The 15841-nt window shown below is 61.2% G+C and carries 19 protein-coding genes and 1 riboswitch; of the genes, 9 read left to right on the top strand and 10 right to left on the bottom strand.

The window, feature by feature from the left end; translation table 11 throughout:
* Positions 1-55 precede the first annotated feature (55 nt).
* From SPHINGO391_RS07845 to SPHINGO391_RS07860, 4 genes are read left to right on the top strand one after another with little or no spacing between them, the layout of a single operon-like run.
* Positions 56-829, top strand: a complete 774-nt coding sequence (locus SPHINGO391_RS07845; RefSeq protein WP_152008305.1) for an ABC transporter ATP-binding protein — start codon at positions 56-58, stop codon at positions 827-829.
* Complete coding sequence (locus SPHINGO391_RS07850) at positions 826-1545, top strand: ABC transporter ATP-binding protein (protein ID WP_152008306.1); 720 nt, start codon at positions 826-828, stop codon at positions 1543-1545. Before SPHINGO391_RS07845 ends, SPHINGO391_RS07850 begins: the two co-directional genes overlap by 4 nt.
* Positions 1542-2432, top strand: coding sequence for a branched-chain amino acid ABC transporter permease (locus SPHINGO391_RS07855; RefSeq protein ID WP_152008307.1), 891 nt, complete (start codon positions 1542-1544; stop codon positions 2430-2432). Before SPHINGO391_RS07850 ends, SPHINGO391_RS07855 begins: the two co-directional genes overlap by 4 nt.
* Entirely contained in the window at positions 2432-3376 is a 945-nt protein-coding gene (locus SPHINGO391_RS07860; RefSeq protein ID WP_152008308.1) for a branched-chain amino acid ABC transporter permease, read from the top strand. The genes SPHINGO391_RS07855 and SPHINGO391_RS07860 overlap by 1 nt, the downstream gene beginning before the upstream one ends.
* A gap of 27 nt (positions 3377-3403) precedes the next feature.
* On the opposite strand, the gene SPHINGO391_RS07865 is transcribed toward SPHINGO391_RS07860, so the two are convergent.
* The 3 genes from SPHINGO391_RS07865 to SPHINGO391_RS07875 form a co-directional block, all read right to left on the bottom strand.
* Positions 3404-3829 (bottom strand): thioesterase family protein, encoded by a 426-nt coding sequence (locus tag SPHINGO391_RS07865; RefSeq protein WP_152008309.1) that lies wholly within the window; start codon positions 3827-3829, stop codon positions 3404-3406.
* Between the two features lie 165 nt (positions 3830-3994).
* Positions 3995-4405, bottom strand: coding sequence for a host attachment family protein (locus SPHINGO391_RS07870; RefSeq protein WP_152008310.1), 411 nt, complete (start codon positions 4403-4405; stop codon positions 3995-3997).
* Positions 4406-4506: 101 nt separating this feature from the next.
* Positions 4507-5076, bottom strand: coding sequence for a type 1 glutamine amidotransferase domain-containing protein (locus SPHINGO391_RS07875; protein WP_152008311.1), 570 nt, complete (start codon positions 5074-5076; stop codon positions 4507-4509).
* Between the two features lie 180 nt (positions 5077-5256).
* Positions 5257-5386: riboswitch (FMN riboswitch) on the top strand.
* A 78-nt stretch (positions 5387-5464) separates the two neighbouring features.
* On the opposite strand from SPHINGO391_RS07875, the gene SPHINGO391_RS07880 reads away from it, so the two are divergent.
* Entirely contained in the window at positions 5465-5902 is a 438-nt protein-coding gene (locus tag SPHINGO391_RS07880) for a 6,7-dimethyl-8-ribityllumazine synthase (RefSeq protein WP_152008312.1), read from the top strand.
* A 94-nt stretch (positions 5903-5996) separates the two neighbouring features.
* Here SPHINGO391_RS07880 and SPHINGO391_RS07885 read toward each other — a convergent pair whose 3' ends face one another.
* Both SPHINGO391_RS07885 and SPHINGO391_RS07890 read right to left on the bottom strand, forming a co-directional pair.
* Entirely contained in the window at positions 5997-6263 is a 267-nt protein-coding gene (locus SPHINGO391_RS07885) for a Rho termination factor (RefSeq protein ID WP_152008313.1), read from the bottom strand.
* Between the two features lie 56 nt (positions 6264-6319).
* Complete coding sequence (locus tag SPHINGO391_RS07890; RefSeq protein WP_152008314.1) at positions 6320-6589, bottom strand: hypothetical protein; 270 nt, start codon at positions 6587-6589, stop codon at positions 6320-6322.
* A 174-nt stretch (positions 6590-6763) separates the two neighbouring features.
* Here SPHINGO391_RS07890 and dusA point away from each other — a divergent pair, with 174 nt between their 5' ends.
* Positions 6764-7759 carry a tRNA dihydrouridine(20/20a) synthase DusA gene (gene dusA / locus SPHINGO391_RS07895; protein WP_152008315.1) on the top strand — a complete coding sequence of 332 codons (996 nt, stop codon included), beginning with the start codon at positions 6764-6766 and terminating at the stop codon, positions 7757-7759.
* Positions 7760-7799: 40 nt separating this feature from the next.
* Positions 7800-8609, top strand: coding sequence for a hypothetical protein (locus SPHINGO391_RS07900; protein ID WP_152008316.1), 810 nt, complete (start codon positions 7800-7802; stop codon positions 8607-8609).
* Between the two features lie 148 nt (positions 8610-8757).
* Here SPHINGO391_RS07900 and SPHINGO391_RS07905 read toward each other — a convergent pair whose 3' ends face one another.
* Positions 8758-9141 carry an acyl-CoA thioesterase gene (locus tag SPHINGO391_RS07905; RefSeq protein ID WP_152008317.1) on the bottom strand — a complete coding sequence of 128 codons (384 nt, stop codon included), beginning with the start codon at positions 9139-9141 and terminating at the stop codon, positions 8758-8760.
* 238 nt (positions 9142-9379) lie between these two features.
* Here SPHINGO391_RS07905 and SPHINGO391_RS07910 point away from each other — a divergent pair, with 238 nt between their 5' ends.
* Entirely contained in the window at positions 9380-10450 is a 1071-nt protein-coding gene (locus SPHINGO391_RS07910) for an extensin family protein (protein ID WP_244615143.1), read from the top strand.
* Between the two features lie 263 nt (positions 10451-10713).
* The gene (locus SPHINGO391_RS07915) at positions 10714-11532 is read left to right on the top strand and encodes a sulfite exporter TauE/SafE family protein (protein ID WP_152008318.1); all 819 of its coding nucleotides are present in this window, start codon (positions 10714-10716) and stop codon (positions 11530-11532) included.
* 67 nt (positions 11533-11599) lie between these two features.
* On the opposite strand, the gene SPHINGO391_RS07920 is transcribed toward SPHINGO391_RS07915, so the two are convergent.
* From SPHINGO391_RS07920 to SPHINGO391_RS07935, 4 genes are all read right to left on the bottom strand, one after another.
* Entirely contained in the window at positions 11600-13906 is a 2307-nt protein-coding gene (locus SPHINGO391_RS07920) for a DUF1217 domain-containing protein (RefSeq protein WP_152008319.1), read from the bottom strand.
* 168 nt (positions 13907-14074) lie between these two features.
* A complete protein-coding gene (locus SPHINGO391_RS07925; RefSeq protein WP_152008320.1) occupies positions 14075-14764 on the bottom strand; it encodes a TIGR02281 family clan AA aspartic protease in 690 nt (229 codons plus the stop codon).
* Between the two features lie 5 nt (positions 14765-14769).
* Positions 14770-14997, bottom strand: coding sequence for a DUF1289 domain-containing protein (locus SPHINGO391_RS07930; RefSeq protein ID WP_152008321.1), 228 nt, complete (start codon positions 14995-14997; stop codon positions 14770-14772).
* Positions 14998-15046: 49 nt separating this feature from the next.
* Entirely contained in the window at positions 15047-15829 is a 783-nt protein-coding gene (locus SPHINGO391_RS07935) for an adenosylcobinamide-GDP ribazoletransferase (RefSeq protein ID WP_152008322.1), read from the bottom strand.
* Between the last annotated feature and the right edge of the window lie 12 nt (positions 15830-15841).

Consider the following 15841-nt stretch of genomic DNA (forward strand, 5'->3'; position numbering starts at 1 on the left):
GACCTGCTCGGAAAGGCTCGCCGGCGGTTGAACAAAACCGCACTATGGGGCGCAAATGATATCAGTTGAACATGTGAAGGTGAGTTACGGCGGCCCCAATGTCGTCGATGACGTCAGCTTCGACATACCGTCCGGGCGGATCACCGGGCTTATCGGGCCGAATGGCGCCGGCAAGACCACCATGTTCAACGCGATTGCGGGGCATGTGGGGCTGGCCGGGGGACGGATCCTGCTCGAGGGCAAGGACATCACCGGGCTCAAGCCGCATCAGCGCGCGGCGCGCGGTCTGGCGAGGACCTTCCAGATCCCGCATGAATTCTCTCAACTGACGGTGATCGAGAACTTCATGGCCGCCGCCGCCACCCCAATCGGCGAGAACGTGTTCAACGTCATTTTCCGGCGCGGCCGGTTTGCCGCCGAAGAGGAGGCGACATACCGCGCGGCGCGCGACATGGTGGCCTTCCTCGAGATCGACCATGTCAAGGACGAGAAGGCCGGCAACCTCTCGGGCGGCCAGAAGAAACTGCTGGAACTCGGCCGGGCACTGATGCGCAAGCCCAAGATCATCCTGCTCGACGAGATCGGCGCCGGCATCAACCGCACCCTGCTGGCCAAGATTTCCGACAAGATCCTGCTCTTGAACAAGGAGCAGGGGCTGACCTTCTGCCTGATCGAGCACGATCTCGATTATGTCTCGAAACTTTGCGACGAGGTCATCGTCATGGCGCAGGGCACGCTTCTGACCCGCGGCTCGGTCGATGATGTGCGCCAGGATGCACGCGTCATCGAAGCCTATTTCGGTGGCGGAAAATACGAGGCCCAGTCATGAGCGCTTTGCTGTCGGTTGCAGGGCTTACTGCCGGCTATGGCGGTGTGCCGATCATCGAGGGGGTCAATCTCGATCTGGCCGAACACGAGATCTCCGTCATCATCGGGCCGAATGGGGCCGGCAAGTCGACACTGCTCAAGACCATCTTCGCCCTGACCGCACGTTCGGAGGGCGAAATCAGCTTTGCCGGCAAGGGGATCACCGGTCTGAGGACGGCGCAGTTGGTGCCCTTGGGCATTTCCATGGTGCCGCAGAGCCGCAACGTGTTTCCGACGCTCACCGTCGACGAGAACCTCGATGTCGGCACCTATGCCGCGCCGCCAAAGGACAAGGAAAAGGTGCGCGAGAACGTGCTGTCGCTGTTTCCCGACCTCAGGGGCAAGCTTGACCAGGCGGCGGGTGAACTCTCGGGTGGCCAGCGGCAGATGGTGGCGATGGGCCGGGCGCTGATGAGCGAGCCGAAGCTGCTGCTGCTCGACGAGCCGACCGCGGGTCTTTCGCCGGCCTATCTCGAGATCATCTTCGATCTGCTGCTCGACATCCGCAAGCGTGGTGTGACCATCCTGATGGTCGAGCAGAACGCCAAGCAGGCGCTCAGGATCGCCGACAATGGCCATGTACTGGTCAGCGGCAAGAATTTCGTTTCAGGAACGGGCGAGGCGCTGCTCAACGACGACGCGGTGCGGCGGTCCTTCCTCGGGGGTGCAGCAGCGTGATCGACTTTATCAACCTCTATCTGGTTCCGGGGCTGACCATCGGCAGCGTCTATGCGCTTGGCGCGGTCGGCATTTCGATGATCTTCGGGATCCTGCGGTTTGCGCATTTCGCCCATGGCGACCTGATGACCATCGGCGGCTACGGCGTGCTGACCGCGGTCTGGTTCATTCCGCTGCATCCGCTGCTCTTGTTGCCGGTCGGCATGGCGCTGGCCATCGGGGCGGCGCTGGCGGTGGATGAGTTCTTCTACAAGCCGCTGAGAAAGCTGCCGACCATCTACACGGTGATCGCCTCCTTCGGTGTGGCACTGATCTTCCGCTCGTTGGCGCAGCTGTTCTGGAGTTCCGGCAACCAGGTGTTCGTTTCCGGCGTTCGGCCGCCAATGGTGTTCTTCGACACGTTCCGGATTTCGGAACTGCATCTGCAGGTGATCATCCTGACACTGATCATCGCCGTTGCGCTGCACTTCTTCCTGACCCGGTCGAAGCTTGGCCGGGCCATGCGTGCTGTTTCCGACGAGCCGGAACTGGCAGCCGTTGCAGGGCTTGATACCGAGCGCGTGGTGCGCTGGACCTGGGTGATCGGGGCGGCACTTGCCGCAACCGCCGGGGTTTTCGCCGGAATGGATACATCGATGCATCCGAATCTCGGCTGGAACCTGCTGCTGGCGATGTTTGCGGCGGCCGTGCTCGGCGGCATCGGCAAGCCGATGGGCGCGATTGCCGGCGGGCTGATCATCGGCATTGCCGAGGAAACCGCGACATTTACCTGGCTCAGCGACGAGCCGCTGATCTCGCCTTCCTACAAATCCGCGGTCGCCTTCTTCATCATGGTGGCGCTTTTGCTGTTCCGGCCGCAGGGCCTGTTCAAGGGGAGGCTTCTGTAATGGAACTCACCGGCCTTTTCTTCTACCTGGTCAGCGTGCTGATCGCCGGCGGCATCTATGCCGTGCTCTGTCTCGCGCTCAATGTGCAATGGGGCATGGGTGGTCTGTTCAATGCCGGCATCGCCGGGTTCTTCGCGGTCGGCGCCTATACTTCGGCGATCGTCACCACGGCTGTCTCCACCAAGCATCTGGGTGGTTTCGAGCTGCCGATCCCGTTCGGACTTGTGGCGGCGATGATCGTCGCCGGGGTGACCGGCTGGGTGGTGGCCAAGATCTGCGTTCGGCTGAAGAGCGATTACCTGGCGATGGCCTCGGTCGGCATCGCCGAGATCCTGCGGCTGGTGATCGTCAACGAATCCTGGCTGACAAACGGCAGCCTCGGCATTGCCGGGGTGCCGCGTCCGTTCGGCGATCTGGTGCAGGGCAGGGAGGCCGATCTTCTCTATCTGGCGATGGTGTGGCTCTGCGTGCTTGCCGTCTACATCCTGTGCCAGAGGCTCTATGTCAGTCCCTGGGGGCGGACCTTGCGGGCGATCCGCGACAACGAGGATTCGGCGCGCGCCGCGGGCAAGGACGTCGACTGGTTCCGGTTGCAGACCTTCGTCATCGGTTGCGCCATCATGGGCCTCGCCGGCGCCCTGTCGGCACATTACTTCAAGTTCCTGTCACCGTCGGCAACCGAGCCGCTGCTGGTGACGTTCCTGGTCTGGGTGATGCTGATGGCCGGAGGATCCGGCAACAACAAGGGCGCCATCGTTGGTGCGCTTGCGATCTGGTTCATCTGGTCGGCGACCGAGATCATCACCAGCCGCTTGCCGCCGGAATGGATTACGCGCTCATCCTATATCCGCATGCTGCTGGTCGGCCTGCTCTTGCAGTTCGTGCTGCAGAAGTTCCGCTCCGGGCTGATCCCGGAGAAATCGCCGAAAATCAGATCCGATTGACCTGAACTGCCGGCACAGTCCCGCAGATCACTCTGCGGGATCGGCTGGCAGGAACGAGAGCAGCTTGGCGCGGACGTCGTCCGGCCAGGGCATGGAGGTGTGTTCGTCGAGATGGCTCGCCGCCAGCACCTGCTTGCTCGTCCAGCGCTTCTCCTCGCCACACAGCACGGTGTGCTCCACGGTCATTGATGATTTGCCGACCTTGGTGACAGTCAGCTCGAAGGTCAGCTTGTCGCCGAAAAAAGAGGGCTTGGAGAAATCGCAGCTCAGATGCACCGTCGGCGTGCCCCAGCGTTCCTTCCAGATGATTTCGTGCCAGGGGTAGCCGATCGCCGCCCAGAACTCCTCGTTCACGCCATTGAGCAGGTTGAGATAGGACGGATAATAGGCGGTGCCGGAAATGTCGCAGTCGCCGAAATGCAGCATGCGATCTGTGGTAAAGCTGACAGTCATGATCCCCCCCAAACGTAAAATCCTTCCCGGATTTCGCATTTACGATGCGATGAAGCAACTCCCCAAAGGTTTGAAAGGTAGTCGCAAGCTATCTCGAAAAGGAGCGGAGGAGGGCAGTCGTGAAACCGGCCGGGTGTGGGGCCCGGCCGGAAGTCAGACTGGCGATCAAAGCGCGGCCATGATGGACTTCTCGATTTCATCGGTTGGGCTGTTGACCAAAGTCTTGGGCAACTCCAGCATGATCTTGTCCGTCACGCTGACATGCAGGCTCGGGCGGGTTTCACCGAGCGTGTCGGGATCGAGGACCAGGATGAGGTCGTCGAACTTGTGCGACTGGGCAAGCGCATAAAGGTGGTTTGCCAGGATCTTGGCAAATGTCGCTTCCATCGATTCCTTGGCTGACGTATCCGGCGGTTGTTTGCCGGCGGGACCCTGATCGGCGAGGTCGCCGGGTTCGAGATCTTTCGAATGCTGCAGCTTGAGATCGCCGTTCTTGCCGGCATTGCGGTAGAACTTGGCGCCCTCTCCGGTGCCGACAACGATGAGGGTCTTGTGTGGAACGGGCAGGTGGGTCATGCAATCTCCCTCGGGTGGTGGATGTTCAGCCCAGTGGACACCGGTTGGATGCTGAACGGGCTGGCCCGGGGCAGCCACAGAGGTGGCCACCCCGGTATAGGTCAGGCAGCGTTGGCGGAATCACGATGATGCTCGCCTTCGCGGACTTCCTCGATGATCTTGTTGACGAAGGCCTCGAGATCCTTGGGCGAACGGCTGGTGATGATGCCGTTGTCGATCGCGATCTCGCTGTCTTCCCACTTGGCGCCGGCATTTTCCATGTCGGTGCGGATCGAGTGGTAGGAGGTTGCCTCGCGGCCCTTGATGACGCCGGCCTCGATCAGCAGCCACGGGGCATGGCAGATGGCGGCGACAATCTTGTCGTTGGTGACGAAGTCGCGGACAAGTTGCACGGCATCCTTTTCGACGCGCAGGAGGTCCGGGTTGATCTGGCCGCCAGGCAGCACAAGAGCGATGTAGTCATCGACATTGACGTCCGATATCTTCAGATCGGCGTCGACGGTATTGCCCCAGTCTTTCTCATCCCAACCCTTGATCGGCTTGCCGTCGAGGGTGGCGACGTGAACGGTAGCGCCGGCCTTCTTGAGGTGTTCGAGCGGATATTCCAGTTCTGACTGCTCAAAGCCGTGGGTCGACATGATGAGGATCTTCGCATTTTCCATTGTGGGCATGGTTTGCTCCTTGGTCGTGAAACTTACGAGCAGTCAACGCATGCCCGCGGCTTGAGTTCCGACATTTCCCGATAGCCTGGGTTCGGTGCGGTGAACGCAGTGTCACGGGGCTGGTCCGAGGGTCTGAGCCAGGCACGGATCGGAACGAATTGACTCCGGCCAGCTGACAAATTACCACCACCCTATTCTCAGGGCGGGGCGGAATTCCCCACCGGCGGTTACAGCCCGCGAGCGCCACCTTCGGGTGGGTCAGCAGACACTGGTGAAACTCCAGGGCCGACGGTTACAGTCCGGATGGTAGAGAATGGGCGTGAGGCAGCGGGTCGAAAGACCCGTTCCAAGCGCTTGTGCGCTCTGGGATCTTGTCATTATTGAAAGGATCCGAGCAATGACAAAATCCCTCAAAATTGCTTTCATCAAGGCTCGCTGGCATGCCGATATCGTCGACCAGGCGCTTGTGGGCTTCAGGCAGCGCATGGCGGAGCTGGCTCCTGACGCCGAAGTCCGTCCCTTCGACGTGCCCGGTGCGTTCGAGATGCCACTCCTGGCGCAGAAACTGGCAAAAACGGGAGACTATGACGCGATCGTGGCTGCCGCCCTGGTGGTCGACGGCGGCATCTACCGGCATGATTTCGTCGCCCAGGCGGTCGTCACCGGGCTGATGGATGTCCAGCTCAAGACGGAAGTTCCGGTGTTCTCTGTGTCCCTGACCCCGCATCATTTCCAGCCCAAGGGCGAACACGAAGCCTTTTTCACAACCCACTTTGTGCAGAAGGGCCGCGAAGCGGCGGATGCCGTGGCGCAGGTCGCAAGCCTGAAGGTCTGAATGGGTTCGTGGATTCGAAAACCCCGCTACGGAGGGGGCAATCCGAGCGGGGTTTTCTGGCCTGCCTGGGCGGGCCGGAGGGTTGATCGCGTCTTCAGTTGTTGCGCAGTGCGGTGATCAGTTCGTCCTTGCTCATTGAGGAGCGGCCGTCGAGATCAAGGTCCTGGGCACGCTGATACAGGTCGTCCTTGGTCCACTCATCGTAGGGTGAAGCCTTGCCACCCTTGACCGATGGCTTCTGGCTGTCATTGGCCTGGGCGTTGGCGATGCGGGCAGCCTTTTCCTTGGAGGCGCCGTCGTCGCGCAATGCCTCGTATGTGTCGTCGTCCTTGACGGAAGCTCCGTGCGAATTGCTGGCCATGGATATTGCTCCTTGCAAACGAGTTGATCGAACCGGGCTGGTTGATCGAACCGGGTTCAGGCCCGGGATGACAGTTGGGCGATGGCGGCATCAATGTCGTCGAGCAACGGTCCCATGTCGTTTCCGAAGTCGGCATGGGATCGTGCTTCTATTTCAGCGCGCATCGCCTTGAGGCTTTCAAGCCGCTGTTCGGCCGGCTGTGGCGACATCAGCACAGCGTTGATATCGTCGGCGGTCAGCGTCTGGGCGATGCCGTCGATGTCCCCGTCGCCGCCGATCTGGGCGTCGACGGGGTCTATGGGCGATCCGTTCTTGTCTGTCGGCATGAAGATCTCCGTTGCTGTTTGGTGGTCAACGCAGAAGTGCCGGGACTTGTTCCACCAGGCCGGTCGCAAGGCTACCGAGGCCGGAGTTTCGCACCTGGGAAAATTGCGCTATACGCAGGCCAGAATGTTTGGCCGGAAAATCCAGCCTTTTCTTGATCCGATCAAAAGGACGATATGAGCACCTATCCGTCACATCGATTTGCGGTCGCGCCGATGATGGACTGGACGGACCGGCATTGCCGGTTTCTCCATCGTCAGCTCACGCGTGAGGCGTTGCTCTACACCGAGATGGTGGTTGCCGATGGCATCATCCATGGCGATCGCGAACGGCTGATCGGCTATGATGCGTGTGAACATCCGGTGGCGTTGCAGGTGGGCGGCTCGGAGCCGGACAAGCTGGCCGAGGCGGTGCGGATTGCGAGTGATTTTGGCTATGACGAAATCAATCTCAATGTGGGCTGTCCGTCCGACCGGGTGCAGTCCGGCGCCTTTGGCGCCTGCCTGATGCGCGAGCCCGATCTGGTGGCGCGCTGCGTGGCGGCGATGAAGGCTGTCGCGAGTGTGCCGGTGACAGTCAAATGCCGCATCGGGGTCGATGAGCAGGATCCGGAGGTTGCCCTCTCGGACCTCGCCGGCGCGGTTGCGAATGCGGGCGTCGACGCGATCTGGGTGCATGCACGCAAGGCCTGGCTCGAGGGGCTCTCGCCCAAGGAAAACCGTGACATTCCGCCGCTTGACTATGATCGAGTTTACCGATTGAAGCAGGATTATCCCAATCTCTTCATAGGGATAAACGGTGGTGTTACGGATTTGAATCAGGCCGTTGAGCATCTCAATCATGTCGATGGCGTGATGCTCGGCAGGGCCGCTTACCACAATGCCTCGTTGCTCGGTGGGGTGGACCGGCAGATCTACGGGATGGATGTGGCTGATACCGACTGGGCTGCGGTTTGCGCAGCCATGATGGCACACGCCGAGAAACATCTTGTGGCCGGTGGCCGGGTTGTTCACGTCACCCGGCACATGGTCGGGCTGTTCCAGGGTGTGCGCGGGGCGCGCCGTTTCCGCCAGATCCTGTCGGCGGACGCGGTTCGTCCCGGTGCGGGCCCCGAGGTAATCGCGGCCGCGTTCGACGCAATCGACTTCAGCGATCTGACAGCCGCGGCCTGACGATGGGGCACGGCAGGCGGTCCAATCGACAGGATCCGGCATGAAGGCAATTCGCAGCTACCCGATCATCGGCGCGGTCATTGCGCAGGTCGCAGCCGGCGTCATGGTGATCGCGATCAGCGCCGGGCTGGCGGGTGTGCTCGATGCGCAGAGCCTGTTCTGGCTCGGGCTGGTTGTCCAGAGCGTGGCGGCCGCCCTGGTGACCAGGCTGCTGGGCCTGCCGGTCTGGTGGGTCTGGATCGGCCTGTGCTTTCCGGCTGCGCTGGCGCTGGCGCTCAATGCTGGCGAACTGCCGGCCTGGCCATTCGGTGTCGGGTTTGTCCTGCTCTATCTCTTCTTTTCCAACACCGCGCGGGAGCGCGTACCGCTGTATCTGACCAACCGGCTCACCACCGAAGCTCTGCTGTCGCTGGTACATCAACGCGGCGCCCGGCGCTTCATCGACCTTGGTTCGGGTCTTGGCGGTGTCGTGCGGGCGCTGGACGGGGAGGGGCGGCATGCGACCGGCGTCGAATCTGCGCCGATGGTCTGGCTGGTTTCTGCCCTCCTGTCGAAAATCCAGCGGCGGGGTGAGATTGTGCGCCAGGATATCTGGTCAACCGACCTGTCCGGTGAAGACATTGTTTATGCGTTTCTGTCGCCTGAACCGATGCCGCAGCTGTTTGAAAAGGCGAGACGGGAAATGAAGCTCGGCAGCCTGCTGGTCTCGAACAGTTTCGCAGTGCCCGGTGTCGAGGCTTCGGAGATCTGGGAGCTCGCCGACCGGCGCAAGACGCGATTGTACCTTTACGAGATGAGCCAGCCGGAAGGGGCCAAGGCTGGTGATGGTGCAGCAGGCAAAGCCGGCTGACGAACACGCTCTGTCTTCCCCTAAGCTCATTGCTGGTTGAATTCAGATTTGCGTTTTTATCCAAAGGGTTGAGGAGGTTCGTTGCCGGATTGAATCGCGTGGTTGATGCGCTGATTCAAGCTGTGCTGCTGGGCTTTGGTTTGCCGGATCACTCGGCCGGTAGTGGTGTCGGCTTGTTGTTTGCGTCCAGCGCCACCATGACAAACAGGGCGTTGGTGACCTTGTCCATCTGCGGCGAGAGATAGCGCTGCGCCCAGGCCTCGACCAGCAGCGTCATCGAAGTGCGGCCAACCTTGACGATGTCGGTGTAGATGCACAGCGTGTCACCGATCTTGACCGGCATGGCGAAAGACATCTCATTGACGGCGGCGGTGACCACACGGCCACGGGCCCGCTCTGCGGCGCGGATGCCGCAGGCAAGGTCCATCTGGGCCATCACCCATCCGCCGAAAATGTCGCCGGCGGCGTTGGCATCGGCCGGCATGGCAAGGGTCCGCAAAGTCAATTCACCGGTCGGGCTGATCATGGTCATCTCCTCATTTGACTGAAGCTTTAACCCGGCGCCGCATTGTTTTGAAGGGAGAGTCGGCGAGAACATGGGGAAGACGGCCAGGTGATCCGACCTCCACGGTTGCGACCGTCCCCGCAGTCGGGGCCGTGGATCGACCAATTGCCGCAATATTGCCCCAGGCGTTAACGCCTGGGATCAGTCTTCCTTTACTGTTGTGTGAGAGTGTCATGGTTAGTTTTGCGTATCTCCGGAGTAAGCCATGTTGTCCCGCGTATCCAGATACCGCCATTGCCGGCTTTCCAGAGCCGGACTGGCGCTGACAACCGCGCTGTTTGCTGCCGGGTGTTCGGGCGACATGGCGCCTCCGGGTGATCTCTTGGCGATCGAGCCGTCTGCGCCGGTCATCCTGAGCGAACCGGTTGCCCCAGCAATGACCAGCGCGCCGCTTGCGCCGGCCATGTTTGCCGACGTCTCCGACAGTGCCGTGCCCAACAGTCCGGATGCGCCGATGCAGAATGTACTTGCCTATCCGGTCTCTGACGGCGTCGACACGAGACAGATGACTTCGGCCCTTCCCGAGAGTGGCGGCGATCAGCCGATCGTTACGGGCATCGGCACCGACAACCCGCAACTGGTCACCGCTTCGGGCTATCCCTCCAGCAGCGGATCCGACGGTTCGCTGCAGAACGACCGCACCGAAAATGCCCAGGTGCAGGTGGCCGGGTTGATGCCGCGGGTCACCGATCCGATGAACGCACCGCAATGGGCCGGAGGCATGCCGGCTTCGGAGAAGGCCTGCCGCAACCGGCTGAAACGCCTGGGCGTGACCTTCCGCGACCTTCCGGCCATCAACAGCGGCAAGGGCTGCTCGATCCCCTATCCGATAGAGGTCACCGAGCTTTCGGGCGGTATCGAGATCAAGCCGGCGGCGAAGCTCAACTGCCAGATCACGGACGCGTTTGCGCAATGGGTCAAGAACGAACTCGCGCCTGCGGCGCGGCTCCGCTATCTCTCCGGCGTCAGTTCGATCCGCCAGCTCTCCTCCTATTCGTGCAGGACCATGAACTCCAAACGCGGGGCCCCGATGTCCGAGCATGCCAGCGGCAATGCGATCGATGTCGGCAAGATCACGCTCAACAACGGCCAAGCGATTGCCGTGCGCAAGCCCGGCTTCTTTTCCTTCCGCGAGAAGAGCCTGCTCAAGACGATCAGGCACGACAGCTGCAAGTATTTCACCACAGTGCTTGGTCCGGGCAGCGATATCCACCACAAGGACCACTTCCATTTCGATCTGAGAACGCGCAAGGCCGGATACCGGCACTGCGATTGAGGAAAAAAAGAAGGCTGGACGTGCCAGCCTTCAGCCCGTTGCCGGGGGATGGGGCGTCAACCCGGATCGGGGAACTCCAGACGCGGCCGAGTTGCGTGCGGGGAACCGGCCCATGAAGTTCATGCGGCCGGATCTGTGTGCGCCGGTCGCAGGGGGAGAGTGCCCGATCTATGTCTCGGTTTGATGACGGTTGTCCGTTGGGGTAAGCCAGCAGGCGAGATGCCGCGGCACCCGCCGCAAACCGCGTACAAGGAACAGCGTCAATGCCGGCAGTGGGGGATTTGATCTGGTTTGCGGTTGCGCTGGCCGGAGCGGGAGCAGTGGCAGGTTTGCTTGCAGGCCTGTTCGGGATCGGGGGTGGGGCGATCCTGGTCCCGGTGTTCTACCAGCTGTTCGGACTGTTGCATGTTGACGATGCGGTGCGGATGCATCTTTCGGTCGGCACGTCTCTGGCAATCATCGTGCCCACGTCGATCCGCTCGTTCCTGGCGCACAGGAAACGCGGCGCAGTCGACCAGGATCTGCTCAGAAGCTGGATTCTGCCCGTGCCACTCGGGGTCTTTTCGGCAGCAGTGGTCGCTGCGTCGGTTTCGAGCGCCGGATTGCGGGCGATCTTTGCCCTGATCGCCATTCTCGTCGGGGTGCGCATGCTGCTCAACCGGCAGCATTGGCGGCTTGGAACCGTGTTGCCTTCCAATCCGGTAAGGGCTGTCGTCGGCTGGCTGATCGGGCTGCTTTCGGGATTGATGGGGATCGGCGGCGGCGTTCTCAACAACACCTTCATGACGCTCTACGGCAGCCCGGTTCACCGTGCGGTCGCCACCTCCGCAGGCGTTGGCGTGCTGATCGCCATCCCCGGTCTGTTCGGCTACATCTGGGCGGGATGGGGGGCTGGTGGCCTGCCGCCTTTTTCGACCGGTTACATCAACTGGGTGGTCGTGGCACTGATTATCCCGATCACGCTTGTGGTGGCGCCGCTGGGCGTTCGCTTTGCCCATGCGCTGAACAAGCGGCAACTGGAGATTGGGTTCGGCATCTTCATGCTCTCGGTCGCAGCCCGGTTCCTCTACAGCCTGAGCTGACCGTCAAGTCCCGGAGATCGGTGCCATCGTCGGATGCCATGCTCAGGCGGCTGCGACAGTGTCAGGATCAGAAGCTGGCGCGCAATTGCGCCAGTGTCGCCACCGTCTCGAAGTTGATCGAGGTGCTGCCGTTCATGATCGTAAGCAGTGGGTCCGGCGCACCATTGTCGAGATCGTAAAGCGCCAGGAAACGCTGGATAAGGGATTCCAGCTTTTCCGGATCGAGCAGGTCGTCCACATCGAGGTACCTGTCCAGCATGGCTTTCTGCTTGTCGATGTCGCTGCTTGCCGTCTCTTCTGAAATGGAGAACGCTGTTCGGACAAATTGCGCCAGGGCATCGTCAGCCAGGATTTCAAAGTTGCTAGTCACAGTGGGCGCCATGCGTTCGAAATAGAGCGCCAGACGGGCGCCGAGGCTTTCCTGTCCGGCTTCTTCTTCGATCGCCTGTGTCAGGTATAGCCGCTGGGTTTCAACCAGGCCGCGCTCATTCTGGACGCTGCGGCCGGACTCGCTGCGGATGAAGCCGTCGGCATCAAAATTGAAGGAGCCGGCAACCTTCTGAAATCCGATATCGCTTTGCTGGTTGGCAAAACTGTCGGGATCATCGAGATCCGAGGTCAGCACGGCCCTGAGCATCTCGTTGCTGACATCGACCGGCCTCAGGCCCTCGGCGACAAGCAGTACGTTTTTCAGGCGGACATCGGCGAGCAGTTGATCAACGGTTTCCAGCGACTGCAGCTGGGTGCGGTAGTAGACCGCTTCGGCTTCGGCCGCAGCCTTGGAGGATTCGCTCGAATCCAGCCTGGTGACGGCAGTGTAGTAGGCCTTGCTGATCCGGGTGATCTCGTTTTCGGACTGTGCATAACGCGGTGAGCCGATGCTGCCGTCGGCGGCAAAGTTGTAGGCCTTGACCAGTTGCACAAACCGGTCGTCCTTCATCTGGTTGACATAGCTCTCGGGATCATAGGGGTCGCTGGTGAAGATCTGCTTGAGCTTGAAGGTGGAGACCTCTTCGGGTGCGATGTTGAAGGCTTTCAGCGCAAATTCGCGAATGGTCACCGCTGCCGGTTCGGCAGAGAGGAAGTCATCGAGGTTCTTGGTCAGCCCGATATAGAGCTTGTACTTGGCGATCGCGGCCTGGTCGGCCTCCTCATCGGCATCATTGTACTTGTCGATGTAATTGGCCATGGTCAGGAAGAGCTGATCGCTGTCCTGAATATCCAGACCAGGAGTGATGCTGCCATCGGCTTCGAAATTGAAGGCCTTGGCCAGAGCGATCATTCCCTCGCTCTTGGTGTAAATCTCGCCATTGAGGTCGGAGGTGTCCTGTTCCAGCGCCCATTTCACATCGGCACGGCTGGTGGTCAGGGGAATGCCGTAGGCGGTCAACAACATGATGCTAAGGCGCGAATTGTTCAGAAGCTCGTCGATCGTGGTGACGGTCGAAATCGTGTCCTCGTAATACTGCTTGTTGAGCAGGGCGCCGGTGGTCGTCAGTCTCGGCTGCGAGAGGACGTAGGATTCGGTGACCATTTTCAGCTGGGCGGCGCTCATCGCGTCGACGCCGGCATCCAGCGTGCCGTCAGCCTTGAAGTTGAACGCGGCCGCCAGATTGTAGAAATTGTCGGCCTTGGCGATGGCTTTGGAGTACTGGGCAATCAGGTAGTTGATCTTGTCTTTCTGCGCCGGAGTATTGGCCGGGTCGGCGAGTTGCGTGTTGAGATCGTCGACGAGAACAAGCCAGTCATTGACCTGCGGCGCAATCACGGAATTCACGTAACTGTTGGCATCGCTGATGTCGCTGGTGATGACGCTTCTGATCGTGTTGTAGTCGAAGGTCGAGGGATCGATTCCGAAGGTGGTGAAAACGTAGTCCCGCGCCCGCGTGTCCCTGAAGAGATCGTCGACAGTGGTGAATGTCTGCGAGACGGCTGTGAAATAGGCGGTGTCTGCCTTCAACTGACCGTCATTGTCCTCGATGGACTGCTCGTAGGTATCGATCAGGTTGTCGATCTGGCTGGTGGTCTGGATGATTTCGGATGTCACGGTGCTGCCGAAATCATAGGCCGCCGCCAGCGTGCGGTACTTGGTATCTGTCAGCAGGTTGGCAAAGCTGTCGGTGTCGGTCAGATCGCTTTCCAGCACCTTCCGGATGAAGGCCTTGGCGTAGGTCATCTCTTCCAGGCCATAGGCTTTCATCGCATAGGCGTAGATCCGGTCGTCGCCGAGGAACTCGTCAATGCTGGTGATCGAGCCGATGTTGTCGCGGTAGTATTGCAGTTCCCGGCTGGTGACCGCGTCCGCCGCAGCACGGCGCAGGGTCTCGTTGATGTCCTTTGTGTAGAACTGGTAGGATTGAAAACTCGTTATCATGGCGCGACCTGTAACCGGGAAACAAATGCAGCAATATTTGAACAATCGGGTTTCCACCGCGCAGCGATGGAACGTCTGTCACAGTGTCACCGGTCGCTTGCCCGAGGCTTTCCGCCGGTCGGACGGGCTGCAGCCTGAACCAGGCCGGCATTTCTCATCAAGATGATACTAGTCGCGCAGGATGACTTCGTCCCGCCGCATCTCGAAAGCGGTTAAGGAAGAGATAAAGTTCATTCCCAACAGGCTCTGGTCGAGACGGCCGGGCTCGGCCACGGTGGCGCGAAGCCCGCGTCGTTCGACGGTGCCGATCGCGACGCTGTCAAGCCGCACCGGAGCCGCGCGGGCCTGGCCGTTGGCGGTGTTGATGATGAGCGAGTAGTTCAGCTCACCCTCGGTAAAGCCGATGCTGAGCGCATCCCGGTGCGACAGGGCGATCGACGTTGCACCGGTGTCGATCAGGAAGTTCACCGGCTGGCCGTTGACGTCGCCTGCCGCCTCGAAATGGCCGTTGAGTGACTTGCGGATCAGGACCGCCTGGCCTTTCTCGTCGGAAACAGTGACCGGCCGTCCCGGCGCCAGGCCCCCGGCGACACGCAGCACGGCCTCCTTGGCCTGGTCCTGGTAGAGCCAGCCGGTGGCAAGCCCGAGGATCATCACCACCCAGATCAGCAGGTTCTTGACCATCTCGCCGATGTTGCGGTGAGCGCCGACCACGCCTGCGCCGATGACCGAGGCGATCAGGCCGAGATAGACGAGGCTGGCGAGGTCGGTGTTTGGCAGGCCGAAGCTGAAACCCGTTTCATGATTGAAAATCAGGACGGCGAGGGCGGCGCCGATCAGCGCGAGAACGAAAACCATCCTTCTCAACTGTCCTGGCGTTCACGCGCAATGCGCTGGCGCCTGGTTTCGCGGCGGGGCTTGCGCTCGACCGTTTCGAGCCGGGCCGGCAACTCCGCCATCAACTGGCGTCTGGACTCGGGAGAATAGTTCATCCAGCCAGCAATCTCGTCGCGGGTTCGACCGCAGCCAAAACAAAACCCGCTCTTCATGTCAATCGAGCATACCAGGATGCAGGGCGATTCTATGCTCATCGGTGGTTTCGCTCGTTTGGTACAACAGTCAGTGTTTTATATCGGTCGTTCACAGCAAAAGGGCAAGGGTCGTCAGGCAGACTGTCTCGCTGATCTGCTGGGTCGCACCGATCGTGTCGCCGGTGTGCCCGCCCAGCCGGGAGCGGACCATCGTGGTCCACCGGCGTGCTGCCGCCGCCAGAAGGGCCAGACCGAACAGCGCGGCGACGATGCCCGCTGCAAATGTGACCAGAGCCACGAAAACGACGGTGCCGGAGACAAGTGCCAGCGTCGCAGCGCCTTCTTCCGGCGCGCCGACTGCCGCGGCGACGCCGTTCGAGCGTGCCGATGGCAGCGTGTTCCAGTGCCATACCATGGCTGCACGGGAGGCAGATGCAACCGCCAGCAGCACGAAGAATGCACCCCATCCGCCAGCGACCGACAGGATGATGATAAGTGCCACGGCGCGCAGCGAAACGCTCAGCAGCAGCGCAAGCACGCCGTAGGTTCCGATGCGGCTGTCCTTCATGATGTCGAGCATCTTGTCCCGTCCGCCCCGCGCGCCCAGTGCGTCGGCGCAATCTGCAAGTCCGTCCTCGTGCAGCGCCCCGGTCACGCCAATCAGGACCATGAGGCACAGGATCGCCGTCAGCGCCGCATTGGCGTCCGCGGCCGAAAGCAGCAGGGCCACGAGACCCGGGCACAGGGCAATCACGATGCCTGCCATCGGGGCCATGCCTGACGCCCGGCTTAACGACCCGTCATGGTCCTCGAAATGGCGTGCCGGCATCGGCAGGCGGCTGAGGAAACCGGTGGCGCGAACGAGGTCGTCGATGTAGTCGCTGATCTGCATGGGCTCTCCGGC

Origin of the sequence: Hoeflea sp. EC-HK425 (assembly GCF_902498795.1) — a bacterium.
Classification (GTDB): Bacteria; Pseudomonadota; Alphaproteobacteria; order Rhizobiales; family Rhizobiaceae; genus Hoeflea; species Hoeflea alexandrii.

Bases quoted from the DNA above. Each gene is read 5' to 3' on its own strand.
- SPHINGO391_RS07865 (WP_152008309.1), bottom strand. From the start codon at position 3,829: ATGACTGTCAGCTTTACCACAGATCGCATGCTGCATTTCGGCGACTGC.
- SPHINGO391_RS07860 (WP_152008308.1), top strand. From the start codon at position 2,432: ATGGAACTCACCGGCCTTTTCTTCTACCTGGTCAGCGTGCTGATCGCC.
- SPHINGO391_RS07885 (WP_152008313.1), bottom strand. From the start codon at position 6,263: ATGGCCAGCAATTCGCACGGAGCTTCCGTCAAGGACGACGACACATAC.
- SPHINGO391_RS07920 (WP_152008319.1), bottom strand. From the start codon at position 13,906: ATGATAACGAGTTTTCAATCCTACCAGTTCTACACAAAGGACATCAAC.
- SPHINGO391_RS07905 (WP_152008317.1), bottom strand. From the start codon at position 9,141: ATGACCATGATCAGCCCGACCGGTGAATTGACTTTGCGGACCCTTGCC.
- SPHINGO391_RS07845 (WP_152008305.1), top strand. From the start codon at position 56: ATGATATCAGTTGAACATGTGAAGGTGAGTTACGGCGGCCCCAATGTC.
- SPHINGO391_RS07925 (WP_152008320.1), bottom strand. From the start codon at position 14,764: ATGGTTTTCGTTCTCGCGCTGATCGGCGCCGCCCTCGCCGTCCTGATT.
- SPHINGO391_RS07890 (WP_152008314.1), bottom strand. From the start codon at position 6,589: ATGCCGACAGACAAGAACGGATCGCCCATAGACCCCGTCGACGCCCAG.
- SPHINGO391_RS07930 (WP_152008321.1), bottom strand. From the start codon at position 14,997: ATGAGCATAGAATCGCCCTGCATCCTGGTATGCTCGATTGACATGAAG.
- SPHINGO391_RS07915 (WP_152008318.1), top strand. From the start codon at position 10,714: ATGCCGGCAGTGGGGGATTTGATCTGGTTTGCGGTTGCGCTGGCCGGA.
- SPHINGO391_RS07875 (WP_152008311.1), bottom strand. From the start codon at position 5,076: ATGCCCACAATGGAAAATGCGAAGATCCTCATCATGTCGACCCACGGC.
- SPHINGO391_RS07880 (WP_152008312.1), top strand. From the start codon at position 5,465: ATGACAAAATCCCTCAAAATTGCTTTCATCAAGGCTCGCTGGCATGCC.
- dusA (WP_152008315.1), top strand. From the start codon at position 6,764: ATGAGCACCTATCCGTCACATCGATTTGCGGTCGCGCCGATGATGGAC.
- SPHINGO391_RS07870 (WP_152008310.1), bottom strand. From the start codon at position 4,405: ATGACCCACCTGCCCGTTCCACACAAGACCCTCATCGTTGTCGGCACC.
- SPHINGO391_RS07900 (WP_152008316.1), top strand. From the start codon at position 7,800: ATGAAGGCAATTCGCAGCTACCCGATCATCGGCGCGGTCATTGCGCAG.
- SPHINGO391_RS07850 (WP_152008306.1), top strand. From the start codon at position 826: ATGAGCGCTTTGCTGTCGGTTGCAGGGCTTACTGCCGGCTATGGCGGT.
- SPHINGO391_RS07935 (WP_152008322.1), bottom strand. From the start codon at position 15,829: ATGCAGATCAGCGACTACATCGACGACCTCGTTCGCGCCACCGGTTTC.
- SPHINGO391_RS07910 (WP_244615143.1), top strand. From the start codon at position 9,380: ATGTTGTCCCGCGTATCCAGATACCGCCATTGCCGGCTTTCCAGAGCC.